Annotated in this window: 24 protein-coding genes; 8 read left to right on the forward strand and 16 right to left on the reverse strand. The window is 71.1% G+C overall.

Annotation, left to right across the window (positions count from 1 at the left end):
- Positions 1–29: 29 nt before the first annotated feature.
- Positions 30–2321 carry a DEAD/DEAH box helicase gene (locus EV380_RS09665; protein WP_242607729.1) on the forward strand — a complete coding sequence of 764 codons (2292 nt, stop codon included), beginning with the start codon at positions 30–32 and terminating at the stop codon, positions 2319–2321.
- 5 nt (positions 2322–2326) lie between these two features.
- Here the strand turns inward: EV380_RS09665 and EV380_RS09670 are convergent, their stop codons facing one another.
- The 7 genes from EV380_RS09670 to ssd all read right to left on the reverse strand — a co-directional run bounded on the left by EV380_RS09670 (position 2327) and on the right by ssd (position 7288).
- On the reverse strand, positions 2327–2728 hold the full coding sequence (locus EV380_RS09670; protein ID WP_242607569.1) for an Rv3654c family TadE-like protein: 402 nt from the start codon (positions 2726–2728) through the stop codon (positions 2327–2329).
- Positions 2718–3086, reverse strand: a complete 369-nt coding sequence (locus EV380_RS09675) for a TadE family type IV pilus minor pilin (protein ID WP_130450986.1) — start codon at positions 3084–3086, stop codon at positions 2718–2720. Before EV380_RS09675 ends, EV380_RS09670 begins: the two co-directional genes overlap by 11 nt.
- 34 nt (positions 3087–3120) lie before the next feature.
- Positions 3121–3393: a DUF4244 domain-containing protein gene (locus EV380_RS09680; protein ID WP_102157355.1), complete on the reverse strand. Its 273-nt coding sequence runs from the start codon at positions 3391–3393 to the stop codon at positions 3121–3123.
- A 154-nt stretch (positions 3394–3547) separates the two neighbouring features.
- Complete coding sequence (locus EV380_RS16605; protein ID WP_165391926.1) at positions 3548–4105, reverse strand: type II secretion system F family protein; 558 nt, start codon at positions 4103–4105, stop codon at positions 3548–3550.
- Positions 4102–4893 carry a type II secretion system F family protein gene (locus tag EV380_RS16610; protein WP_165391927.1) on the reverse strand — a complete coding sequence of 264 codons (792 nt, stop codon included), beginning with the start codon at positions 4891–4893 and terminating at the stop codon, positions 4102–4104. The genes EV380_RS16605 and EV380_RS16610 overlap by 4 nt, the downstream gene beginning before the upstream one ends.
- The gene (locus EV380_RS09690) at positions 4890–6092 is read right to left on the reverse strand and encodes a TadA family conjugal transfer-associated ATPase (RefSeq protein WP_130450988.1); all 1203 of its coding nucleotides are present in this window, start codon (positions 6090–6092) and stop codon (positions 4890–4892) included. Before EV380_RS09690 ends, EV380_RS16610 begins: the two co-directional genes overlap by 4 nt.
- Entirely contained in the window at positions 6089–7288 is a 1200-nt protein-coding gene (gene ssd, locus EV380_RS09695) for a septum site-determining protein Ssd (RefSeq protein ID WP_130450989.1), read from the reverse strand. The genes EV380_RS09690 and ssd overlap by 4 nt, the downstream gene beginning before the upstream one ends.
- 134 nt (positions 7289–7422) lie before the next feature.
- Between ssd and EV380_RS09700 the strand changes: the two genes are divergently transcribed.
- Positions 7423–9249, forward strand: a complete 1827-nt coding sequence (locus EV380_RS09700; RefSeq protein WP_165391928.1) for a bifunctional 3'-5' exonuclease/DNA polymerase — start codon at positions 7423–7425, stop codon at positions 9247–9249.
- Positions 9250–9252: 3 nt separating this feature from the next.
- On the opposite strand, the gene EV380_RS09705 is transcribed toward EV380_RS09700, so the two are convergent.
- The 3 genes from EV380_RS09705 to EV380_RS09715 are packed head-to-tail and all read right to left on the reverse strand — an operon-like array spanning position 9253 to position 11619.
- Positions 9253–9978 (reverse strand): NUDIX hydrolase, encoded by a 726-nt coding sequence (locus EV380_RS09705; RefSeq protein ID WP_130452168.1) that lies wholly within the window; start codon positions 9976–9978, stop codon positions 9253–9255.
- The gene (gene nth / locus EV380_RS09710; RefSeq protein WP_130452169.1) at positions 9978–10763 is read right to left on the reverse strand and encodes an endonuclease III; all 786 of its coding nucleotides are present in this window, start codon (positions 10761–10763) and stop codon (positions 9978–9980) included. The genes EV380_RS09705 and nth overlap by 1 nt, the downstream gene beginning before the upstream one ends.
- Position 10764: 1 nt before the next feature.
- Positions 10765–11619: a hypothetical protein gene (locus EV380_RS09715; RefSeq protein ID WP_130450991.1), complete on the reverse strand. Its 855-nt coding sequence runs from the start codon at positions 11617–11619 to the stop codon at positions 10765–10767.
- Positions 11620–11859: 240 nt separating this feature from the next.
- Here EV380_RS09715 and acs point away from each other — a divergent pair, with 240 nt between their 5' ends.
- The 3 genes from acs (at position 11860) to EV380_RS09730 (ending at position 15443) form a co-directional block, all read left to right on the forward strand.
- Entirely contained in the window at positions 11860–13809 is a 1950-nt protein-coding gene (gene acs / locus EV380_RS09720; RefSeq protein WP_130452170.1) for an acetate--CoA ligase, read from the forward strand.
- A 138-nt stretch (positions 13810–13947) separates the two neighbouring features.
- The gene (aroQ, locus tag EV380_RS09725) at positions 13948–14394 is read left to right on the forward strand and encodes a type II 3-dehydroquinate dehydratase (protein WP_130450992.1); all 447 of its coding nucleotides are present in this window, start codon (positions 13948–13950) and stop codon (positions 14392–14394) included.
- A 2-nt stretch (positions 14395–14396) separates the two neighbouring features.
- On the forward strand, positions 14397–15443 hold the full coding sequence (locus tag EV380_RS09730) for a DUF2332 domain-containing protein (protein ID WP_207219383.1): 1047 nt from the start codon (positions 14397–14399) through the stop codon (positions 15441–15443).
- A gap of 22 nt (positions 15444–15465) precedes the next feature.
- On the opposite strand, the gene EV380_RS09735 is transcribed toward EV380_RS09730, so the two are convergent.
- Together EV380_RS09735 and EV380_RS09740 are read right to left on the reverse strand one after the other, a co-directional pair.
- Positions 15466–16068, reverse strand: coding sequence for a response regulator transcription factor (locus EV380_RS09735; protein ID WP_102157362.1), 603 nt, complete (start codon positions 16066–16068; stop codon positions 15466–15468).
- The gene (locus tag EV380_RS09740) at positions 16065–17363 is read right to left on the reverse strand and encodes a sensor histidine kinase (protein WP_165391929.1); all 1299 of its coding nucleotides are present in this window, start codon (positions 17361–17363) and stop codon (positions 16065–16067) included. The genes EV380_RS09735 and EV380_RS09740 overlap by 4 nt, the downstream gene beginning before the upstream one ends.
- Before the next feature lie 144 nt (positions 17364–17507).
- On the opposite strand from EV380_RS09740, the gene EV380_RS09745 reads away from it, so the two are divergent.
- Complete coding sequence (locus EV380_RS09745) at positions 17508–17990, forward strand: hypothetical protein (RefSeq protein ID WP_130450994.1); 483 nt, start codon at positions 17508–17510, stop codon at positions 17988–17990.
- Between the two features lie 21 nt (positions 17991–18011).
- On the opposite strand, the gene EV380_RS09750 is transcribed toward EV380_RS09745, so the two are convergent.
- On the reverse strand, positions 18012–19205 hold the full coding sequence (locus EV380_RS09750) for a MarP family serine protease (RefSeq protein ID WP_102157365.1): 1194 nt from the start codon (positions 19203–19205) through the stop codon (positions 18012–18014).
- Positions 19206–19355: 150 nt separating this feature from the next.
- Between EV380_RS09750 and EV380_RS09755 the strand changes: the two genes are divergently transcribed.
- Positions 19356–20033 carry a Crp/Fnr family transcriptional regulator gene (locus tag EV380_RS09755; protein WP_102157366.1) on the forward strand — a complete coding sequence of 226 codons (678 nt, stop codon included), beginning with the start codon at positions 19356–19358 and terminating at the stop codon, positions 20031–20033.
- A 118-nt stretch (positions 20034–20151) separates the two neighbouring features.
- Here the strand turns inward: EV380_RS09755 and EV380_RS09760 are convergent, their stop codons facing one another.
- The 3 genes from EV380_RS09760 to sp36 are packed head-to-tail and all read right to left on the reverse strand — an operon-like array spanning position 20152 to position 21791.
- Entirely contained in the window at positions 20152–21078 is a 927-nt protein-coding gene (locus EV380_RS09760) for an NUDIX hydrolase (RefSeq protein WP_130452172.1), read from the reverse strand.
- A gap of 46 nt (positions 21079–21124) precedes the next feature.
- Positions 21125–21613 (reverse strand): RidA family protein, encoded by a 489-nt coding sequence (locus tag EV380_RS09765; protein WP_130450995.1) that lies wholly within the window; start codon positions 21611–21613, stop codon positions 21125–21127.
- Positions 21614–21635: 22 nt separating this feature from the next.
- Positions 21636–21791, reverse strand: a complete 156-nt coding sequence (gene sp36 / locus EV380_RS16615; RefSeq protein WP_165391930.1) for a Sp36 family protein — start codon at positions 21789–21791, stop codon at positions 21636–21638.
- 37 nt (positions 21792–21828) lie between these two features.
- Between sp36 and EV380_RS09770 the strand changes: the two genes are divergently transcribed.
- Positions 21829–24168 (forward strand): transglycosylase domain-containing protein, encoded by a 2340-nt coding sequence (locus tag EV380_RS09770; protein ID WP_130450996.1) that lies wholly within the window; start codon positions 21829–21831, stop codon positions 24166–24168.
- The last annotated feature ends 5 nt before the right edge of the window (positions 24169–24173 follow it).

The raw sequence follows: 24173 nt of genomic DNA on the forward strand, positions 1-24173 counted from the left end.
CCTCCGGCTTCCAGGTCAGCCACGGTTCGCTGATCCCGCTCCTCGGGCACGGGAAGGCCCCGGAGTCGCTGCAGCACACCCGGATCCTCGAGGCCGCCGATGCCGTGCACGCGCCGTGGCCGGCCTGGACCCACCCCGATCTCGTCTCGGCCTACGAACGCCTCGGCATCCGCGAGCCGTGGCTGCACCAGGTTCAGGCGGCGATGGCCGCCGAAGCCGGAGAGCACGTGATCCTCGCGACGGGGACCGCCTCCGGCAAGTCGCTGGCCTACCAGCTGCCCGCCGTCAACCGGATCCTCACCGCCGGCGAGGCGAGCCCGAACGGAGACGGCGCCGTCGTGCTCTACCTGGCGCCCACGAAGGCGCTCGCCGCGGACCAGCTGGAGGCCGTCACGTCACTGCGACTGCCGGCGGTGCGCGCGTCGACCTACGACGGCGACACCGAACAGACCGAGCGCCGCTGGATCCGGGAGCACGCGAACTTCGTGCTGGCCAACCCGGACATGCTGCACTACGGGATCCTGCCCAACCACGCATGGTGGTCGCGGTTCTTCAAGCGGCTCGCGTTCGTCGTCATCGACGAGGCCCACAGCTACCGCGGCGTCTTCGGTTCCCACGTGGCGAACCTGCTGCGGAGGCTGCGGCGGGTGTGCGAACACTACGGCGCGGACCCCGCCTTCATCGGCGCTTCGGCGACGAGCGCGGATCCCGACGAGTCCTTCAGCCGCCTCATCGGGTCGGACGCGACCGCCGTGACGCACGACTTCTCCCCGCGCGGCGCGAAGACCGTCGCCCTCTGGGAGCCGCCGCTGACCGACAAATTCGGCGAGAACGGCGCTCCGCGGCGACGCACCTCGATCGCCGAGACGAGCGACCTCATGGCGAACCTGATCTGCGAGCAGGTGCGCACGATCTCGTTCATCAAGTCGCGCCGCGGCGCCGAGACGATCTCCTCCATCACGCAGTCGATGCTCGACGAGGTGGACCCCGGCCTGCGCGGTCGGGTTGCCGCCTACCGCTCCGGCTATCTGCCCGCGGAGCGCCGGGAGCTCGAGCGCCGCCTGCGCGCCGGGGAGCTGCTCGGCATCGCCTCCACTCCGGCCCTCGAACTCGGCATCGACGTCTCCGGCCTGGACGCGGTACTCGTGGCCGGCTGGCCGGGGACGCGGGCCTCGTTCTTTCAGCAGATCGGCCGCGCGGGACGGGCCGGCCAGGACGCCCTCGCGGTGTTCGTCGCGAGCGACGACCCGCTCGACACCTACCTCGTGCACCACCCGGAGGCGATCTTCGATACGCCGGTCGAGGCGACCGTCTTCGACCCGCTGAACCCCTACGTGCTGGGACCGCATCTGTGCGCGGCCGCCGCGGAGCAGCCGCTGCGGCCCGAGGACGTCGCGCTCTTCGGGCCGACCGCCCAGAAGCTGCTGGACCAGCTCGTCGAGCGCGGCTACCTCCGCCGTCGACCCTCGGGCTGGTATTGGACGCACCCGGAGTCGGCCGCGGCGATGGTGAACCTGCGCGCCGACGGCGGCGGGCCCGTGAGCATCATCGACTTCGAGACCGGAGCCCTGCTCGGGAGCATGGACTCGCCGCAGACCCACTACCAGGCGCACCCCGATGCCGTGTACGTTCACCAGGGCGCCAGCTACGTCGTCGAGGAGCTCAACGAGCAGGACCACTGCATCCTCGTCCGGCGGGCGAACCCGAACTACTACACGCAGGCGCGGGACCTCACGACGGTGGAGGTCCTCGAGGAGACGCTCACCCGCGACTGGGGCAGCGTGCGGGTGCACTTCGGCGACGTGCGGGTGACGACCCAGGTCGTCGGATTCCAGCGGAAATCCATCTCCAGCAACGAGATTCTCGGTGAGGAACCGCTCGATCTCGAGCCGCGGGACCTGCACACCAAGGCGGTCTGGTTCACGATCTCGGAAGCCGACATGCTCTCCGCGGGGCTCGTCGCGGGCGACATCCCGGGCGCCCTACACGCCGCCGAGCACGCGGCGATCGGGCTGCTACCGCTCGTCGCGTCGAGCGACCGCTGGGACATCGGCGGCGTCTCGACCGCGATCCACGCCGACACGGAATCGCCCACGATCTTCGTCTACGACGGCCACCCCGGCGGGGCCGGTTTCGTCGAGCGCGGCTACCGGAAGGCGGCTGACTGGCTGACGGCGACACTCGAGGCGATCCGCTCCTGCGAGTGCGAGTCGGGCTGCCCGTCATGCGTTCAGTCACCGAAGTGCGGGAACAGGAACAACCCGCTCTCCAAGGCCGGGGCCGAGCGGCTGCTCGAACGCCTGCTGCGCGACGCGGGCTGATCCTCCTACCGCCACGGCGCCGGCGGCGGGCCGGCCCTCGCCGAGGCCCGTGCCTCGAGGCCCGCAGTTTCGAGCAACCCGAGTCCGGCCCCGAGCGGCACGACCACGGAGACGTCGACGACGGTCCCCTCCGCATCGCCGAGCGCGCACGAGCTCACCCGCGCACCGTTGCGGGCAGCGGCGTCCGCGGCCACCTCGCACGGCCGACCGGAAGCGAGCCCGCGGGCCGTGTCAGCGGCTGCGAGCGCCGCCAGATCGGCCGCGGTGGTTGCCCGCGCGGCGTGCACCGCCGCGTAGCCGAGCGTGAGCACTGCCGCCGCGACGAGGAGCACCGCGGCGAAGAGACCGAGCATGAGCACGCTCCCAGCGCCGCGGTCCCCGGCGCCGCGGTAGCATTCAGCCCCCACGGGCGGCCTCCGTCCTGGCCTCGGCGTCCGCGCTGAGTGTCACGACGTGGCTGCCGATTAGCGGGATCCGCACGTCGCGGGCGATCGAGACCCGCGAATACTCGCCCCCGGGCTCCACGGTGATGCGGGCTTGGCCGCCGGCATGGCGGCGCGCGGCCGCGGACGCGGACGGCGCCGACTCGCCACGGGCCAGCTCGCGGGCCGCTGCCCGGGCTCCCTCCTCGAGCTGGATCTGGGTGATCCCGAGCCCGCCGGCGCCGAGTGCGAAGGCGAGCAGCACCGCGAGGGTCGGCAGCAGCACCGCGACCTCCGCCGTGCTGCTGCCGGTGTCGGACCCGCCGGGGCACCGTCCGCTCAACGGTCCCCTGTGCCGGTTCCTGACCATCTCCGCCTCAGGCCTGCAGGGCCTTGCGAACCAGGGCCATCAGCATCTCGCTGACGTCGCCGCTGGAGAGGATGGCGACCAGCAGCCCGGCGAACGCCACCGCCGCGAAGGTCACGATCGCGAACTCCGCGGTCGCGATGCCCGCCTCGGCTGCCAGCCGCTCACGCCACCGCTCGGCGTCGTTCTCGGCTCCGTCCTGCGGGGGCCGATGATCGGCCAACGCGACGACGTTGTCCGGGACCACGGGGGCGGCTTCAGCCGGGATTCGATTCTGTTTCATGGTGTGTCCTTTCCTGGTGGATGCGTGAGCCGCCGTGCTGACGGCTCCCCTCCAGCATCGGTCGCGTGCGCCGCCGGCGGGCCGGCCCGGGGCGGGATCTGGACAACTCTCCCGGGTTGGCTGGTTGTGGACGGGGAGTCGGCCGCGCCCGCGTCTACATGTCCGGCAGCAGGGACACGACGAGCGGCACGATCCCGATGCAGACGAACGCCGGCAATGCGCACACCCCCAGTGGTACGACGAGCCGCACGGCGAGCGCGGCGGCCTCCTTCTCGGCCCGGCGCACCGCGCTGCGCCGCTGCTCGGCGGCGGTGGTGCGCAACAGGGTCGCCGCGGCTGCCCCGGACCGGTGAGTGAAGCCGAGCGCCTGGGCCAGCGGCCGGAAGGGCACGGGGGCACCCTCCCACGCTCGTTCCCAGGGGACCGAGAGCTCGAGCGCCCGAGCGACGCGGCGTAGGTCCGCGCAGCCCGGGACCGTCTCGGCCAGGTGTGTCAGCACCCCCGGGACCGGCTGTCCTGCCGCGAGCAGGCTCGCGCTGAGTTCGAGCAGGAGCGCGACGTCGGCCGATTCCCGCCGCGGTCCGGCCCGCGAGGCGGCGGGGCCGCTCGCTCCCTCGGACCGGCGGAGTCCGGCGTTGCCGCGCGGCCCGGACGGCAGGAAGACCCAGAGGGCCGCGGCGGCGAGCACGCCTGCCAGGAACGCCCCCGTCACGGGCGCTCCTGACCGGCGGCGGCCCGCAACAGCCGGCGCGTCCACCACCAGTGTCCGGCCCACAGCCCCACGCCGGCGACGAGCGCGGCCTGTCCGGCCGGGTGCCCAGTCAGCACGGCGACGGGGTCGGCGCCGAGCAGGATCGCCAGGGCCAGCCCGAAGGCGGGGAGCAGGGCGAGCATCCGGTTCGTCGTGCGGGGTCCGGCGAGCGCCGTCGCCCGGGCTCGTCCGAGGTCCTGCTCGGCCTCGAGCTGCTCGGCGACCCGTTCGAGGAGGCCCGCCAGCGGGGCGCCGGTGCGCTCCGAGAGTTCGAGGCACCAGACCACGCGTTCCCAGACCCAGCCGAAGTCGGAGTGTTCAGCGTGCAGCGCCAACCCGGCTGACGTGCGCTGGCCGACCCCGTGGGAGGTCTGCGCGGCGATGGCGGCGGCGCGAATGTCGCGCGCGGCCCGCGATCCGGTCTCAGCTGATTCACCGGCGTTCTCCTGCCAGACCGTTCGCATGCCGGTGCCGGCCCACGCGCGGCCGAGCTGGTGCCAGGTCCGCTCGGGGGTGCGCCCGGTGTCGAAGAGGGCGGCCAGTTGGCGCAGCGCCCGCGCGTGCTCCTCGATGTCGGCCGGCTCCGGCCGTACCGTCTCCCGCCACCGCGCCAGGGTGCGCCGGCCGGGGGCCAGCACGCGCGGCCGTTCCCGCGACACGGAGGCATTCCGCGAGGGCCCGTGAGTGCCGAGGATCCAGGCGGCCGCGGCGGCCGCGAGCGTCGCGGCGGCGATGGCAAGTGCGCTCACGCCGGCCCACCGTCCTGGGCCCAGCGGACGACGGCTTCGGGCATCCCCGCGGCAACCAGCGCCGCGACGTGCGCGGCGGCAGAGGGCTCGAAGCGCGGTCCGGTGCCATCGTCGTGCGCCACAATGCGGGTGGCCATCCGGTGTCCCGCGCCGTTCGGTTCCAGCTCGAGCACGGCGAGCGTCTGGGGCCCGCGGCGCGCGGCGCCGCGTCCCGGTCGGCGCATCTGGATCAGAAAGTCGATCGCTCCGGCCGCCTGCAGGGCCGTGGCGTCTCCGCTCATCCCGGCCAGGGCGCCCATCGCGCACAAGCGGGCCGGCACGGCCTCGCACGAGCTCGCGTGCAGGGTCCCGCCGGCTCCGTCGTGGCCCGTGTTCATCGCGGCGAGGAAGTCGCGGATCTCGGCGCCTCGGCACTCGCCGACGATCAGCCGGTCCGGTCGCATGCGCAGGGATTGGCGGACGAGGTCGGCGAGCCCGACCCTGCCGGCCCCTTCGACGTTGCCGTTGCGGCACTGCAGGCTGATCACGTGCGGGTGCTCGGGTTCGAGTTCGCGCGCATCCTCGCAGACGACGAGGCGCTCTGCCTCTCCGGCCTGCCCGAGCATGGCGGCGAGCAGCGTGGTCTTCCCGCTGCCCGTCCCGCCGCTGACGAGGAAATTGCGGCGGCTGTCGACCACTGTGCGCAGCAGGTCGAACCATCCGCTGCCGGCGCCGAGGACCTCCTCGAGCCCGAGCCGCCGGCGGCGCCGGACCCGGATGGAGAGCACCGGTCCGCGCGCTGCGACCGGCGGCAAGACCGCGTGCACGCGGTAGTCGCCGACGTCGCCGAACGGCTCGGCCTCGTCGAGCCGCTGCCCGCCGCTGCCCAGCAGCCGCACGGCCAGCCGGTGCACGTCCTCGGCCGAGGCGAACGTGTACTCGGCCCGGGAGAGCACGCCGTCGGCCTCGACCCAGACGGCGCCATCACCGTCGACGAGCACGTCGCTGACCCCGTCAGCGTCGGCCAGGCTCTGCAACGGCCCGAGTCCGGTGAGTTCCTCCTGCAGCATCCGGATGACGTGGGTCGCGGTGCCGCTGCCGACGACGAGGCCGGAGGCCCGCACGGCCTCCGCGACGTCCGCGCCGCTGACGCGTCCGCCCTGCTCGATCGCGCGCAGTCGCACCGTCTCGAGCAGGCGCTCGTCCACCCGGCGGTTCATGCGGCCGCCTCGGGTTCTCGACCGCGCTCCCAGAGTGCGGCGACCGGCGCCATCGCCCGCGCTGTCACCCGGTGTCGCCCGAGCTCGAGGACGGCCCCGTCAGCTGATGCCCGGCGGATCGTCCGCAGGGGCGGGACGTACGTCAGCAGCGGCATACCCGCCTCCGCGGCGACCGTGAAGGCATCGTGCCCGCTCGGCAGCCGCCCCGTCACGAGCGCCAGCCACGCGAGCTCCGTGGGCAGCGCGGTCAGCGACCACGGCCGGTCGCCGGGCACGACGCAGACCGCCGCGTCGGGCGCGCCCCACGCGTGTCCGGCCAGCGGCCCGGGGCCGGCTCGGCCGCTGTCGAGCACGACGACGTCGTAAGCCTGCCGTGCGGACGCGACGACCTCGGAGAGGACCCCCGCCGAGACGGGCTCCGCGCGTTCAGGCGACTCCGGCGATCGGGCCGCGGACCAGGTCAGGAACGAGAGCCCGCCGGTCGACGGCAGCACGTCGGCGAGCTGGTGCGGCGGCAGCCGCCCGTCGGCCGAGGCGATATCGTCCCACGCCAGGCCCGAAGCCCGTGCCTGCCCGTGGCCGCCGCCTGGCTCCGGCGGGCGGAGACCGCGGCTGCCCATGCCGAGGCGATGGCCGATCCCGCCGCTCGCCGGGTCCGCGTCAATCAGCAGCGTGCTGCGCCCGGACCGCACCGCGGTCGAGGCCGCCAGCAGCGCCACCGTCGTCGTTCCTGCCCCGCCGACCGCGCCCGCAAAGGCGAGCACCGTGCCCGCTCCGCCGCGCAGGCCGCGTTCGCCCAGGAACTCGCCGAGCCATGCCGAGGCGTCGGGCAGCACGGCGACCCGCGTGCCCGGATGGGCGGCTGCGGCCCGCCACAATCTCTCCTGGTCGCCGGCCCACCCGACGAGGACCGCGTCGCCCGCCCCCCGGAACGGTCCGGGAGCGCCGTCGAGCTGCTCGAGGCGGTCCGCCCCCAGCAGGACGAGTTCGTGCGCGTCGCCGCCGGCTAATCGGCCTCCTGCTCCGGAATCGATGCGCAACTCGGTTCCGGCCGCGGCCACGACGAGGGCCACGTGGTCGATCAGCCGCTCGTCGGCGGTCACGAGCGCGGCCGACGGTCGTCGGGGCGGGGCGGAACCGGCTGGCGGCCGGGAGGCCCGAGGCGGTCTGGTGGCAACGAAGGGGCGATCTGTCATGGCCCCACTGTTCGCGCCCGTCTCGGCGCGCGCCACCGGCCAAGGGTCCGCTGTGGAGAGTGCGAACGCGCCGCGCGGCCTGTGGACGGGGAGTCCCGGGCCAATCCGGGGCCCGGGCCTGCCACAATGAAGGCGTGCCACTGACCTCGTCCCTCCCCGACGGCGCCGTTCCGCGCTATCTCCTCGTCGCCACCCACGCCGAAGGCGAGGCCGGCGTCTTCGACGTGCACGCCCTGCGCGGCGAGGACCCGCGCTCTGTGCAGCCCTCGCAGAAGGAGTCACTGCGCGAGGGCCGCGAGCCGGCCGAAGAGGTGCCGGTCGGCGTTGTGCTCATTCTCGACGAGTCCCTGCGTCCGCTCGCCGGCCCGCTCACTTTCTCCTACGAGGACATCGGCGATCTGGTGACCTGGGCCGAGGCCCGCGCCCTGCGCTGGGTCTGGGAATCGACCCGGTACTGGTACGCGCTCTTCCTCACCGACGGGATGACGGTCGAGCGGTGCTGGGACCTGGGCCTGTGCCGGAACATTCTGCGCAACTCCCCGGCCACCGCCGGCGGCGACTACGCGGCGGGCCGCGGCGCAGCCACGGGCGGAGATCTCGACGCGGCGGCCCCGGCCGGGCCGGAGCCCGCGGCTCAGGGCTCGCTCTTCGCGGCCCCGGCGCCGCGCGGCGCCGCAGTCGAGGACGTCGGCCGCGACTTCTCCGCCCAGCGCGCGGCCATTCCGGGCACGACGGCGGGCCGCAAGCTGGAGCTGCTGCTCGCGGCCGAGTCCGTGGGCGCGCTCATCGCCGCCGAGATCCGCGCGACGGGCATGCCCTGGAGCACCCGCGCGCACCAGGCGCTGCTCGAGGAACAGCTCGGGCCGCGGCCGGCGGACGGGCATCGGCCCGCAAAGCTCGAACGGGTTGCCGAGGAACTGCGGGCGGCACTGCAGGCGCCGAAGCTGAACCCGGACTCCCCGCAGGAGCTGCTGCGCGCCCTGCACCGGGTCGGCGTCGATGCCGCGAGCACGAGCCAGTGGGAGCTCTCCGACCACGAGCACCCGGCGCTCGAAGTGCTCGAGCGCTACAAGAAACTCTCCCGGCTCTTCACTGCCAACGGGTGGGCGTGGCTCGAAGCGTGGGTGCGCGACGGCAAGTTCTGGCCGGACTACTCGGTGGGTGGCGTCGTGACGGGCCGCTGGTCGGCGCGCGGCGGCGGGGCGCTGCAGATCCCGGCGACCGTCCGCTCGGCCGTGCGTGCGGAGCCCGGGCACCGACTCGTGGTCGCCGACGCGGCCCAGCTCGAGCCGCGCATCCTCGCCGCGATGAGCCGTGACGAGGCGCTCGCGATCGCCTCCACCGGCAAGGACCTCTACCAGGCCGTCGCCAACCGCGGGTTCGGCGGCGACCGGGCGAGCGCGAAAATCGTCATGCTCGGCGCCATGTACGGGCAGACCACGGGCGACGCCGGCCGGCTCATGCCGCAGCTGACCAAGACCTACCCGCAGGCGGTCGGGCTGATCGAGCACGCGGCCCGCGAAGGCGAGGCCGGCCGCCGCGTCTCCACGTTCCTCGGCCGCGGCTCCCCCGGTCCGGACGACGCGTTCGTCGCCGCCCGCCGCGCGGCCAACTCCCTGGACGCGACGCCGGCCGACCAGTCGCGTGCGGACTCGATCGCGAGGAGCCGGGGACGCTTCACCCGCAACTTCGTGGTCCAGGGCACGGCGGCGGAGTGGGCCCTGTGCTGGCTGGGCCAGCTGCGCCTGGGCATTCGGCGGCGGCTGCCGGACCTGAGCTCGCGCATCGTCTTCTTCCTGCACGACGAGGTCATGCTGCACGTGCCCGAGGGACAGGTCGACGAAGTCGTGAAGATCGTGCACGAGGCCGCGGCCCGCGCCACGGAGCTCGTCTTCCGCTCCGACCTCGTCGAGACCCCAGTGACGGTCGCCGTCGTCGAAACCTACGACCAGGCCAAGTAGGGCTCAGAGCACGCGGTGCTCGCGCGTCTCGTCCCAGTCAAGGGTCCAGCCGAGCTCGTCGAAGAGCCGTGAGACGACGATGCCGGTGAACCCCCAGATCAGCATGTCCTGAACGAGGAACGCCGGCGACGTGAATTTCTCGCCGTCGCGCACGATGACGGCGCTGACTCGGTTCGCGGGGTCCAGCAAGTCGGCGACGGGCGCCCGAAAAACGTGCGCCGACTCGGTCGGGTCCACCACGCACACCTGGGAGGGCCGCGCCCACCAGCCCAGCACCGGGGTCACCAGGAAATCGCTCACCGGCAGCTCGGTCTCCGGCAGCGCCCCCAGGACGTCCACGCCGGCCGGGTCCAGGCCCGTCTCCTCCTCGGCCTCGCGCAACGCCGCCGCGATCGGCCCCTCGTCCTCCGGGTCGATCTTCCCGCCCGGAAAGGCGACTTGCCCGGCGTGCTTGCGCAGGGTGTCGGCGCGCTGGACGAACAGCACGTCCAGCTCCTCGGGGACGACGTCGTGCGGGTGCTCCGCGGGTCGGTCGTCCAGCCGGCCGAAGAGGATCAGCACGGCCGCGCGCTGGACGGTCTGCGGGTCCAGCGGACGGAACCGCCACGACTCCGGCAGCCGCCGCGGCGCGGCTTGCCCCGCTCCCCGGACCTCGTGTGCGGAGGCGAGCGCCTCCAGCTGGGCACGGGCGCCCCGCAGCGTCCCGGTCTCCGGCCCCGGCCGCTCCATCACGCGTCCAGCCCGTAGCCCAGGGCGCGCAGCTCGCGCCGAGTGCGCCCGGCGACCATCAACTCGTGCAGTTCCTCGCGCCCCGGCGCGAGCTCGTACTTGAGCAGCTTGCGTGCGGCCGCCGGTTCGCGCTCCCCCTCGCCGAACGACGGGCACAGGTGCGCGACCGGGCAGGCGCCGCACGCGGGCCGGCGGGAGTGGCAGACGCGGCGCCCGTGGAAGACGACGACGTGCGAGAGCATCGTCCAGTCGCGCCGCTCGAAGAGGGCGCCGACCTCGTGCTCGACCTTGACCGGGTCCGTCTCCTCCGTCCAGCCGAACCGGCGGGCGAGCCGCCCGAAGTGGGTGTCCACGGTGATGCCGGGGACACCGAATGCGTTGCCGAGCACGACGTTCGCTGTCTTGCGCCCCACGCCGGGCAGCGCGACCAGAGCCTCGAGCCGGCCCGGCACCTCGCCGTCGTGCTGCTCGACCAGTTGCCGCGACAGCGAGAGCAGGTTCGCCGCCTTCGCCCGGAAGAAGCCGGTCGCCCGGATCAGCTCCTCGAGTTCGCCGACCGGTGCCGCCGCCATCGCGCGCGCATCCGGGAACCGGGCGAAGAGCGCCGGCGTGATCGCGTTAACGCGCACGTCGGTGGTCTGCGCGGAGAGCACGGTCGCCACGAGCAGCTCGAACGGGGCCGCGAAATCCAGCTCGGGTACCGCGTACGGGTACGCCTCGACGAGCTGCCGGTAGGTCTTGCGGGCCCGGCGCTTGAGCCCCAGCGCGGTCTCCTCGCGCGCCACGTCAGGCACGCTCGATTCCGTCGGTCTCGCGCAGCACACCCACGCGTCCGTCCGGGTGCTGGATCAGGAACGTGTCGCCGCGGTCGGCGAGTGCGAGGACCCAACCGCCGGGCTCGACCGTGAACGCCCACATCCCCGTCTGCTCGTCGAAGGCCTCGCGCGGGTGCGGCACCGCGAACCAGAAGGGACCGGGCGCAGCGTCGCCCCGGACCGCCTCGTCAGTCGGAACGGCCGCGTCAGCCGCGGCCGTTCCGGTCCCGCGCGCCGGCGCGGACCCTTCGGGCACGACGACGGCGGGGCGGGCCTGCGCGGGCGTCTCGCCGCCGCGGGCGGCCGGGGCCGGCTCCACGGCCGCCGGAGCCGAGGGTTTGACGTCGCGGGCGAGCAGGTAGCCCTCCCCCGGAACGAAATCGGCGGCGAACCCGCCGACGACGTGCGCCGTCGTCGTGCTCGCGACGAGGGCGAGGGCGCCGACGAAACACAGCAGGAAGGAGAAGCTCATGCTCGTGACGGCCGCGAAGAAGTAGTAGCCGGCGGCGAGCAAACCGAGCACTGACCCCCACTGGTCGAGGGTGAGTGAGAAGAGCGCGACGCGGGTGCGGCCGGCGAGGCGGCGCCACGCGAACCCGGCCGCGACGAGCAGCGGCCCGAGCAGGAAGACGACCTGGTTGAACTGCGTCTGGCTGAAAACCCACGCGTTGACGATGCGCGTGCCCGCCACGAACGGAATGAGCGAACCGATGAGGATGAGCGCCGCGGCGATCAGGACGACGACCTCGCGCAGCGTGAACGGTCCGGCGACGCGGACGGCGTCGTCGGCCAGGGTTTCGTCGGGCGTGCCGGCTGGCGTGGTCATCGTGCGGCTCCTGCGGTGGTGGACAGCGATTCGGCTACGAGCTTATCGGGCGAGGCCCGCTCGCCCGAGGCCGCCGGACCGTTCAACGCAGAATCGCCCCCACCCACCGGCTGCGGATGTGACGGTCGGCACACCGGCGGCCCGACGGTGTGTAACCTGAGACACAGCCGATCCGAAGCGGCATCCCTGTGACTGAAAGGACCCGTCGTGACTGATGCGACCTCCACGCTGGACAACCTGATGCATGAAGAGCGCGCCTTCGCCCCCAGCGCCGAATTCGCGGCGGCCGCCATCGCCGACGCCTCCCGGTACGAGCGCGCGAAGGCCGACCGGCTGGGCTATTGGGCCGAACGGGCGCGCGAGGTGCTCACGTGGGACACCGACTTCGCCGAGACCCTCGACTGGTCGGGCGCCCCGGTGGCCAAGTGGTTCGTCGGCGGCAAGGTCAACGCCGCGTACAACGCGCTGGACCGCCACGTCGAGGCCGGCAACGGCGAGAGGGTCGCGATCCATTTCGAAGGCGCGACCGGGGACTCCACTTCCTACACCTACGCCGAACTGACGACCGCCGTGAAGCAGGCCGCCAACGCCTTCGAGTCGCTCGGCCTGGCCAAGGGCGACCGCGTGGCCATCTACCTCCCGATGATCCCCGAGGCCGTGATCACGATGCTGGCCTGCGCGCGCATCGGCGCCGTGCACTCCGTCGTCTTCGGCGGTTTCTCCGCCGACGCCCTGCGCTCGCGGATCGACGACGCCGAGGCGAAGCTCGTCGTGACCGCCGACGGCACGTGGCGTCGCGGCAAGCCGAGTTCCCTGAAACCCGCCGTCGACGCGGCCCTCGCCACGCCAGGGCACACCGTCGAGCACGTCGTCGTCGTCAAGCGCAACGGCGAGCCCACGGACTGGAACGCGGATCTGGACAAGTGGTGGGACGACGTCGTGCCGACCGCGAGCGGCGAGCACACCCCGATCGCCCACGACGCCGAGCACCCGCTGTTCATCCTCTACACCTCGGGCACCACGGGGAAGCCGAAGGGCATCCTGCACACCACGGGCGGCTACCTCGTGCAGTCCGCGGCCACCCACAAGGACACTTTCGACCTGCACCCCGAGTCGGACGTCTTCTGGTGCACGGCCGACGTCGGCTGGGTCACCGGCCACTCCTACGTCGCCTACGCCCCGCTCATCAACGGCGCCACCCAGGTCATGTTCGAGGGCACCCCGGACTCCCCGCACCAGGGCCGGTGGTGGGAGATCGTCGAGAAGTACAAGGTCTCGATCCTCTACACGGCACCGACCGCGATCCGCACGTGCATGAAGTGGGGCCGGGAGATCCCGGACGGCTACGACCTCTCCTCGCTGCGCGTGCTCGGCACCGTCGGCGAGCCCATCAACCCCGAGGCGTGGATGTGGTACCGCGACGTCATCGGCTCCAACGCGGGCAAGAACGGGGAGAAGAAGGAGCACCCGGCCCCGATCGTGGACACGTGGTGGCAGACCGAGACCGGTTCGCACATGATCGCCCCGCTGCCCGGGGTGACCCACACGAAGCCGGGCTCGGCCCAGGTCGCCGTACCGGGCGTCTCGATCGACATCGTCGACGAGATGGGCGAGTCCGTGGGCGACGGCGAGGGCGGGTACCTCGTCATCCGCGACCCGTGGCCGTCGATGCTGCGCGGCATCTGGGGCGACCCGGAGCGTTTCAAGGAGACGTACTGGTCGCGTTTCGACGGCATGTACTTCGCGGGCGACGGCGCCAAGTTCGACGAGGACGGGGACCTGTGGCTGCTCGGCCGCGTCGACGACGTCATGAACGTCTCCGGCCACCGCCTCTCCACCACGGAGATCGAGTCCTCGCTCGTCGCGCACGAGAAGGTGGCCGAGGCCGCCGTCGTCGGGGCGAAGGATGCGACGACGGGCGAGGCCGTGGTCGCTTTCGTGATCCTGCGCGGCGGCGCCGAGGAGGGCGAGGACATCGTGACCGAACTGCGCAACCACGTCGGGAGACAGATCGGCCCGATCGCCAAGCCGCGCCACATCCTGGTGGTGCCGGAACTGCCGAAGACCCGCTCCGGCAAGATCATGCGCCGTCTCCTCAAGGACGTCGCCGAGGGCCGCGAGGCCGGTGACGCCTCGACGCTGGCGGACCCGAGCGTCATGACTCGGATCGCCCAGGACATGCGCTCCTGACCGCTCCCAAGGGGCCGCGACCATAGCCGGTCGCGGCCCCTTTTCCGCGCCCGGTGCCGCGCCAGCCGGCCCGTCATCATGGCCGCGCTGCGCACCCTCCACTGCCCACCGGGCTGTGACGTGTGCTTATATGGGCCCATGAGCGAGCAGACGATCCTGATCCTGAACGGCCCGAATCTCAACCTCTTGGGTACGCGGGAGCCGGCGGTCTACGGTCACGAGACCCTGGCCGACGTCGAGGCCCTCTGCCGCGAGGAGGCCGCCCGTCACGGGCTCGAGGTCGAGTTCCTCCAGTCCAACCACGAGGGCACGCTCGTCGACGCCCTGCACGCCGCCCGCGGCACACACGCCGGCGTCGTCTTCAACCCGGGCGCCTACACCCACACGTCGATCGCCCTCGCCGACGCCGTCTCCGGCATCGAGCTTCCCGTGATCGAGGTCCACATCTCCAACGTGCACGCGCGTGAAGCCTTCCGCCACCATTCCTTCATCTCCCCCGTCGCCCGCTCGATCGTGATCGGCGCCGGGACCAACGGCTACCGGCTCGGGATCGCCCAGCTGGCGCACCTGCTCACAGAGGAGTAACCGTGAACCGGCGGGCCCGCGAGGCGACGACGCATCTGTTCACCCAGTACGCGCGCGTCTGGTTCCCGTCGCACTCGGCGCTCTACGCCGACTGGGCCCACGGCGTCGCGGCCGACGAGACCCTTATCGAGCTCATCGCCTCGCTGCCGCCGAGCAAGCAGCAGCCGAACCTCGTCTTCGCCGTCGCGCGCTTCCTCGGCTGCCCGGACGCCGGGTTCGAGATCCTCGCGGCGTTCCTGCGCGAGCGCTGGGACGACGTCGCCGCCGAGCTCGCCGTCCGCATGACGCAGACGAACGAGCCCGCCCGCTGCGCCACCCTGCTGCCCGTCTTCGAGCAGATCCGCGCCGAGTCGGGCAAACCCCTCGCCCTCATCGAGCTCGGCCCCTCGGCCGGGCTGTGCCTGCTGCCGGACCGCTTCGCGTACCGGTACGACGGCGGTGGCGTCCTCGGCGCGGAGAATCTCGCCGCGGGCGCGCCGCTCCTCGAGTGCACGACGACGGGAGACCCGCCGCTGCCGACCCGCCTGCCGGAGGTCGCTTCGCGGACCGGCGTCGACCTGAACCCGCTCGACGGGGCGGACCCGGAGACGGCCCGCTGGCTCAAGTGCCTCGTCTGGCCCGGGCAAACACAGCGCCTCGCACGCCTGAGCGCCGGCCTCGACGTGCTCGCCGCCCTGCCCGAGGACAACCCGGGCGGGCCCGTGAAGCTGATCCGCGGCGACCTCCTCGAGAACGTCGAGGCCCTCGTAGGCGCCGTCCCGGACGCGCACACCGCCGTCGTCTACCACTCGGCGGTGACGTCCTACCTGCCGCCGGAACTGCGCCACGCGTTCGTGGAGCTCGTGACGGCGCTCGACTGCCGATGGATCGCCAACGAGGGGTTCTTCATGGGCGAAGCGACCGACGGCGAGGTCGCGGTCCCCCGCGAGCGGGCGGGCATGTTCGTCATGACGCTCGACGGGGTGCCGCAGGCGTACACGCACCAGCACGGCGCGCAACTGCACTGGGAGGCCGACGGCCACTGGCCTGAGGACGGCCAGTCGATTTAGTCCGTGCGGTCCCCGGCGGGGCTCAGATCCACCCGTTCTCCCACGCGATCCGCGCTGCCTCGTGCCGAGTCTCGACCCCGACCTTCGCCAGAATCGACGAGACGTGATTTCGCACGGTGCCCTCCGCCAGATGCAGGTGAGCCGCGATGACCGAGATCCGGGCGCCGTCGCGGCCGACCCGCAGGACGTCGAGCTCGCGGTCGCTGAGCGGGCATTTCTCCCCCGTGAGGGCGCTCGCGGCGATCTCCGGGTCGACGTAGCGCTTCCCGCGGGCGACATCGCGGATGACCTGGGCGAGCTGCTCGGCCGGCATCGACTTCGGTGCGAACCCGTTCACCCCCTCGCGCAGGGCCCGGCGCAGAACTCCTGGGCGGGCGTGGCGGGTCACGATGAGCGTGCGCGCCCGGACTCGACGGTGGATCGCCGCCGCCGCGACGACGCCGTCCGTCGGCGGCATCTCCAGGTCCAGGACGCACACGTCGGGGCGGTGCTGCGCGGCCAGCTCGACGGCCTCCTCGGCGTCGCCGGTGCTGGCGACGACGGTGAGGTCCTCCTCCAGCTCGAGGAGTGCGACGAGCGCCCCGCGGATGAGGTCCTCGTCATCCGCGACGAGCACCCGGATCATGCCTGCACCCCGCGGCCGACGGCCGACTCGACGCTTCTGGCGGCCACCGCTTCGACCGGGACCGTCGCCGTGACCACGAACTCGTCCCCGCGGGCGCCCGCCTCGAAGCGGCCGCCCAGCTGTTCGATGCGGCGGCGCAGTCCCAGCAGGCCCGACGAATCCATGTCGTCGGCCTCCGACTCGCTGTTCCCCGATGCTCGGGGCGCGACGCCGTCGTTGGTCACCGTGAGCGTGACGTCCTCGCCGGTCTCGACGAGCTTCAGCTCGGCACGAGTGGCCTGGGCGTGGCGCAGGATGTTGGTGGAGGCCTCGCGGATGACCCAGCCGAGGGCCTCGCGCGGAGCGCCCGTGAGTTCGTGGCCCCAACCGTGCACCGTGCAGTCAATGCCGGCCGCGCCGAGCACGTCGGCCGCGTTCTCCACCTCGGTCGCGAAGCCGACCTGGCGCAAGCCGCTGACGACGGCCCGAGTCTCCCCCATGGCCTCGGACGCGGCCAGCCGGACCTTGCCGATCTGCTCGAGCGCGCCCGCCGGGTCGCGCTGCACGAGGCGTTCAGCCAGCTCGGCCTGGAGCGCGATGACCTGCAGGTGGTGCCCCTGGATGTCATGAAGATCCGCTGCGATGCGCAGCCGCTCGCGAGCCACGGCCAGCTCCCGTTCGGCTGCACGGCCTCGCTGCAACCGGACGATCGCGTCCCACCACCAGACCGACCCCAGGACGACCGCGGGGATGAGGATGCCGTAGGTGATGGCGAAGAGGCTGTCCGACGTCCCCCGCGTCGATTCCAGTTCGACCCACCAGGCAGCGCCGGGGTACAGGATGCGAAAGACCGCCGCGATCGCGACGACCAACGCCAGCCCGGCCCAGAAGAGGCGCCAGCGGCCGGGCTTCGGAAGCAGGCCGGCGATGTGGGAGACCGCGAGCCAGAACGGGAGAAGCGGTGCGAGGCCGCCGTCGTCGTTCCCCCAAGAGCTCAGGGCCAGCAGCAGCGGGGCTACGCCCACCGCGGCGACGGTGTGCCACGGGGTAGGGCCGTCGTCGGGCCAACCGGATCGGAAACGCAATGACGTCTTGAAGGTGGTCAACGCCGAGACCACCAGCAGAACCAGCTGCACCGTGCCGTAGACGCGCACGGCCGTGCCGTCACCGGCGGCTTCGTTGCCGATAACCAAGTGGGCGAACGTCACGAAGTACATCACGGCATAGAGGAAGATCAGCGAGGCCCAGGTCCACCACCAGAAGGTGTGAAAGGCACGCCGGGAGTTGCGCTCGCTCATGGTGCTCGGCAGTGTCATGGCTCCAGCGTAGGGCAGTGACATATGTCAGGGGGCTGGCATGTGATCCTCCCGGCAGATCAGGGCCACTGCGGCACTACGCGGCACCGCGTCAGGCTGGTGGACTTGTTGCAGATCGAAAAATGAACTGACAAGGAGAACACCATGGACCTCATCAACTGGCTTCAAGACCTGGCCGAGCCGCTGCCCGCCTGGCTGCAGTCGTGCGTCATCGTCCTGGCCGGCGCCATCCCGTTTGTCGAGTCGTACGCGGGAGCAGTCATCGGGGTGTTCGTCGGGCTGCCCGTGTGGGTCGCGGTGTCGGCGGCCATCGTCGGCAACTGGATCTGCATGTTCCTGCTGGTCACCCTGGGCGCGGGCATCCAGCGCCGCCTCGCAGAGCGTTCTCGTCGCGAACCGTCCAAGGGGCAGCAGAAGTTCCTGCGGTTGTTCAACCGGTACGGCGTTCCGGGGGTGAGCCTGCTGGGACAGTGGGTGCTTCCGAGTCAGATCACGTCGATGCTCATGGTCGGCGTCGGAGCAGCGAAGAACCAGGTGATCATCTGGCAGTCGATCTCAATTGTCATCTGGGGCGCCGCCTTTGGCACGTTGGCCGTCCTCGGCCTGAGCGCACTGGGGTCCCTCTAGTCGACCACCCGGACCGAGCGGTCAGGCGGCCTTGCAGGCCCCGGATGAGACGACGTCGTCGTAGCTCGTGGCGGCGTCGACGAGCGGTGCGACCTCCTCGAGGGTGAGCGCGTAGCCGACCTCGTCAGCGCCGCGCGCCTTCGCGAAGACGACACCGATCAGACGTCCTTCCTCGTCGACGAGCGGGCCGCCGGAATTTCCCTGCTCGATGTCCGCACCGAGCTGGTAGATGTTCAGCGTCGACGGCTCCCCGCCGTAGATGTTCTGGACCGGAACGTCCTTGACCGACTGCACGGTGGCACCCAGTGCACGGAACGGACCGCCGGCCGGGTGCCCCATGAACACGCCGGCACGCCCCTTCTCGAGGTCCTGGCCGACAGGGATCGGGCTCAGGCCGAGCCCTGGAACCTCCAGCACCGCAAGGTCGGCCGCAGGATCGAAGTGGGCGATGGTCGCGGGCAGTGCGCGGCCATCGCGAGTCGTCACGACAGGATCGGTGACCCCGGCGACGACGTGCGCGTTGGTGATGACGCGGTCCTCGGCGGCCGCGAACCCGCTTCCCGTCTGGTTCATACCGCATTCGAAGGCGGTGCCGCTGACCTTCACCACGGAGTCCGCCGCGGCATCGATCCCCGGACCGCCGGGCAGCTGTTCGGGCTCGGGCGCCGGGTCGCTCTCGGTCGGGGCGAACGGGTCGATGAGTTCCGGGATCGTCCCGCCCATGACAGCTGAGCGGGCGTTCGCCAGGGCCTCGTCGACGGGCTCGGGCGTGTACTCACGGATGGTGCTGATGACCTTCGAGTCCGCGAGGGCCCGTGACAAGACGGGGATACCCATCGCGGCCACGGAGAAGGACAGCGCCGAGACGACGATGGCGGCGACGGCAGTATTCACGAACGCGCCCATCAGACGATCGAAGGACTTCAGTGCCGGATAGTTAAGCCACAGACGGATCCTGGAGCCCAACGCCGTGCCGATACCCTGCCCGAGAATGACGAGCACGACGGCGACTGCAACCACCCAGAACAGGCGCCAGCCGGCGTTGTGGACCCAGCCGGAGACCACGGGCACCGCATAGAAGGCCGCGACGGCACCGGCGATCAGGCCGACGATACGGCCGAGGGTGACGAAGAAGCCTTGTCGCCACCCCGACACGAGGAACGACAGCAGCACGATGGCCAGAATGATGTCGAGCCAGCTGAATCCGAAAATCATTGTTCCCGATTTTACGCACCCAATCTGGGAGTGCTCTGAGCTTAATTCACACCAACGTCACACGGGCTCGCCGTGTGGAAGTCGTCACAAGGGCCTTCCGTACGGCAGAATGATCGGTAGCGCTATCAATTTTTTTGGACAGGAGATTCCATGGACATCGAGGTACTTCGCCGCGCACCGCTCTTCCAGACGCTTGGCGACGACGTTTTCTCAGCCCTTACCGACGAACTGACCGAGGTCGACCTCTCCCGCGGCGCCTCCGTCTTCCGCGAGGGCGACCAAGGCGACCAGCTGTACTTCATCGTTTCCGGCAAGATCAAGCTGGGCCGCACCGCCCCGGACGGCCGTGAGAACCTCCTGGCAGTCCTCGGCCCCGGCGAGCTCTTCGGCGAGATGGCCCTGTTCGATCCGAGCCCGCGCAACGCCACCGCCACCGCGGTCTCCGAGACGCGACTGGCCGGCCTGCGCCACGAGAACCTGCGCAAGGTCATCGAGACCTCCCCCGAGGTGTCGATCCAGCTGCTGCAGGCCCTCGCCCGCCGCCTGCGCCGCACCAACGAGTCGCTGGCCGACCTGGTCTTCTCCGACGTTCCCGGCCGCGTGGCCAAGGCGCTGCTGGACCTCGCCGACCGTTTCGGCCGCCCGGCCACCGACGGAATCCTCGTCGCCCACGAGCTCACGCAGGAGGAGCTGGCCCAGCTGGTCGGGGCCTCCCGCGAGACCGTCAACAAGGCCCTGGCCGAGTTCGTTCAGCGCGGCTGGCTGCGCCTCGAGGCGCGCGCCGTCGTGATCCTCGACATCCAGCGCCTGCGCCAGCGCTCGCGCTAGGCGCCGAGCCGCCCGTACGACGACGGCCGCCCCACCTTTCAGGGTGGGGCGGCCGTTTCGTTGTGGAGTGGCCCGCGCAGTAGCACCGGCCGGTTCGCCAATCCGGTGGTGCCCGGTCCTATCTGGAGCGCCAGCAGATCCCGCCCTCGCTGGCCGTGCTCACGGAAACCTCGAGGACGAACTCTCCGCCGGCGTCGACCAGTTGCGGGTGAAACGTCCTGAGCTCGCGCCGGTGGGCCAGGTAGGCGATCGTTCCGCGCGTCGTGGCGATCTTCTCCAAGATGACCTCAACGGCCGGCACCGTCGTCTGGCTCAGCGTCTTTCCGACAGTGTCCCGGTGGGCCACTTCGTCGCCGAGGACCGTCGTTGATCGCTCTTCCAGCAGGGCGGCCGCCGACTTCCACGCCGCCCAGGTGCCCTTGCCGTCGAGCAGGCTCGCCTGCTGCCGCACGGGCATGGCCGCCGCGAAGTACCACGTGTCGAACCGCCGGTGCGCGAAATCCGGGCTGAACCAGCGGGCCAGCGGGCGCAGCAGATCGGTGCGCAGACCGAGGCCCCGGCCGTTGAGCAGCTCGCCAAAGGAGAGGTCCTGCTCGGCAACCGCCTGGCGAAGCTCCATCCACTCCCTGCTGGAGCAGTTCTCGAGCACCGAGAGCTCGTCGGCGCCAGCGAGCAGCACCCCGGTCTCCTCGAAGAGCTCGCGGGCGGCGCACACGATTCGGGCACGGGCCTCGCGGTGGTCCAGGATGCCGAGCTTCTGTGCCCACTGGCCCGGGGTCGGCCCGAACCAGGCGACGGCCGCGTCGTCGTCGTGCTCCTCGCTGCCACCCGGAAAGGCGATGGCGCCGAGCGGCGAGTTGCCCCGCCGGTAGCCGAGATACGTTTCGACGCCGTGGGTGCCGTCGCGCAAAAGCACCACGGAGGAGGCGCGACGCGCAGCACGCGGCGTCCGCTCCCCGTGGTTCACCCAGTTCTCGGCGGCCGGCTGCTGGTCCAGCGGCAGCTCGAAGTGGCGGCTGAGCGTTTCCGTCGCGGGCGCGCCCAGGGAGCGCGCACCGAGGGTGCGCGCTCCGCCTACTGGACGGCGGCCGTCAGGAGAATTCCGCGACCAGTTCAACTTCGACCGGAGAATCGAGTGGCAGGACAGCGACGCCGACGGCGGAGCGGGCGTGGATGCCGGCCTCACCGAAGATCTCGCCCAGCAGCTCGGAGGCCCCGTTGACGACGCCCGGCTGGCCGGTGAAGGAAGGATCGGAGGAGACAAATCCCACGACCTTGACGATCCTGGTGATCCGGTCCAGATCGCCGATGACCGACTTCACTGCGGCCAGGGCGTTCAGGACGCACGTAGCTGCCATCTCCTTGGCGGCTTCCCGGGTCACGTCGGCGCCAACCTTTCCGACGGCTGGGAGTTCGCCTTTAAAGAACGGCAGCTGGCCGGAGGTGAAGGCGTGGTTCCCGCTCGTGACGGCCGGCACATACGCGGCGACGGGCGGGGCCACCTCGGGCAGCGTCAGTCCCAGCTCGGCCAGGCGGTTCTCGATGGCCGAAACGGAGTTCGACGTCGTCTGATTTTCCATACTGCTCCTTGTCGGAAAGGGGTTACTGCTTCGGGCGCTTCATGTACGCGACATGCCCGGTGCCGTTGGGGGCCGGAGTGACGGACACGAGCTCCCAGCCCTCGGAGCCCCACGTGTCCAGGACGTCCTTCGGGGTGTGCAGCGGCAGTGGCGTGATGGTGTATTCCCAAGTGGTCATACCGGCAAGGGTAGTCGCTCCAGTTAGACTGATGGGTATGGCCGGTAGTAAATCTCCTTTGTTCGATACCGCAACCACCCTCGGCAAAATTGTTGCCTTCTTCGGTGTGAGCGCGATCTGTGGTGTGTTGGCGGCGGGTTTGCTCGTCCCGATCGCCTCCCTCGCGGGCTCCAGTGCCAACGCGAGCATCGAGTTCTTCGAAGAACTTCCGGAGGAACTGCGTCAGGATCCGCTCTCCGTCCCGTCGAAGATCCTCGCGAGCGACGGTACGACCCTCGCGACGTTCTACTCCGAGAACCGCAAGCCGGTGTCGATCGACAAGATTTCCCAGCCCATGAAGGACGCCATCGTCTCCATCGAGGACGAGCGCTTCTACGAGCACGGCGGCATCGACCTGCGCGGCACGCTCCGCGCGGTCGCGTCCAACCTCACCTCCTCCAGCGAGCAGGGCGCCTCCACGTTGACGATGCAGTACGTCAACAACCAGATCATCAACTCCGGCGTGCTCGCGGGCATTCCGGCGGAGGAGCTGACGATCTCCGGCACCAAGGACTACGGCGACAAGCTCCGCGAGATGAAGCTGGCGATCGCCGTCGAGAAGCAGATGAGCAAGGACGAGATCCTCGAGGGCTACCTGAACCTCGTGCTCTTCTCGGGCCGGAACTACGGCGTCGAGGCCGCAGCGCAGCGGTTCTTCTCCAAGTCGGCCGCCGATCTGAACATCCCCGAGGCGGCCATGCTCGCGGGTATGGTGCAGATCCCCAACGTCTACAACCCGGAGAAGAACCCGGAGCTCACGCAGAAGCGCCGCGACACCGTGCTCGCGGCCATGCTGCGCAATCAGGCGATCACGCAGGAGGAGTACGACGAGGCTGTCGCGACTGACATCCAGCTCAAGCCGAAGTCGACCAACTCCGGCTGCATCGCCTCCAACGTCGCCCCGCACTTCTGCGACTACGTGCGTCACCAGATCCTCGCCGATCCGGCCTACGGCGAGACCGTCGAGGCGCGCGAGAACCTGCTCTTCCGCGGCGGTCTGGAGATCAAGACGACGCTGGACGTGGACGCTCAGAAGGAGGCTATCGCCGCCGCCCGCAAGGCCGTCCCGGCCGACGATCCCTCCGACCTGGGCAGCGCCGTCGTCTCGGTCGAGCCCGGCACCGGCAAGATCCTCGCGATGGCCCAGAACAAGGAATACGGCCCGGGCGATAGCGGCGCGGAGACCGTCTACAACTTCAACGTGGCCCGCGAATACGGCGGCTCGAACGGCTTCCAGGGCGGCTCCACGATGAAGCCTTTCACGACGATCGCCTGGCTCCAGTCCGGTCGCAAGATGTGGGACCGGATTGACGCCAGCGTCGACAACTACTCGGCCGAATTCCAATGGAAGGCATCGTGTATGCCGGGCGGGTCCACTCGGGCCTTCGGCGGCTATCCCGTGAAAAACTTCACTGACGGTTACAAACGAAGTATGACGGTGGACGAGGGTCTCTACTGGTCCATCAACACGGCAACCGTCGCGCAGGCCGCCCGGCTCGACCTGTGCGACATCTCCAACGCCGCGTACGACGTCGGCATCGTGGATCAGGCAGCCCGCGACGACGATGGCGCCCCCAAGGCCATCAACCCGGCCAACCCGTCCATGGTCCTCGGCACGGCCGACGTGACCCCGCTCTCCCAGGCCGCGGGCTTCGCTGCCTTCGCGAACAACGGCGAATTCTGCGAGCCGCGCGCGCTCGTCTCGGTCAAGGACGCAGCCGGCAACAAATACAAGGTGCCGGCCGCGGCGTGCCGCAACGCGATCGACCCCGACATCGTGCGCAACCTCAACGGCACCCTGAGCAAGATCGCCTCGCAGCGCGTCGCCAAGGGCACGATTTCCGCCCCCATTGCGGGCAAGACCGGAACGAGCAACCAGGCCGCGTCGACCTGGTTCGTCGGCTACACGACGGGTATCTCGACGGCGACCTGGGTCGGCAGCCACACCGGCCCCGGCGTTGACCTCCGCGGAATCACCGTCAAGGGCCAGACCGTCGCGAGTCCGGACTCGTCGACGTGGGCCGCACCGCTCTGGCTCGACTACATGAGCAAGGTCATCCCGAACTACGAGGCCACAGCGTTCGGCCAGGCCGATTCGAGGCCCGCCCCGCAGCCGGCCCCGAGTTCTGATTCCGATGACGATGACAGCGATGATTCCGGGGACGACTCCAGCGCAGACTCGGGTGACAACTCGGACAGCGGCGACTCGGGCGACGCCTCGGACAGCGGCGACTCGAACTCCGGGAACACGGACACCACCCCCGGCGGTCCCGGTGCCGGCAACGGCAACAACGGGAATGGCGGCAACGGTAACGGGAACGGCAACAACGACGACTAGGACGC

The organism is Zhihengliuella halotolerans, assembly GCF_004217565.1.
In the GTDB taxonomy this organism is placed as follows: Bacteria; Actinomycetota; Actinomycetes; order Actinomycetales; family Micrococcaceae; genus Zhihengliuella; species Zhihengliuella halotolerans.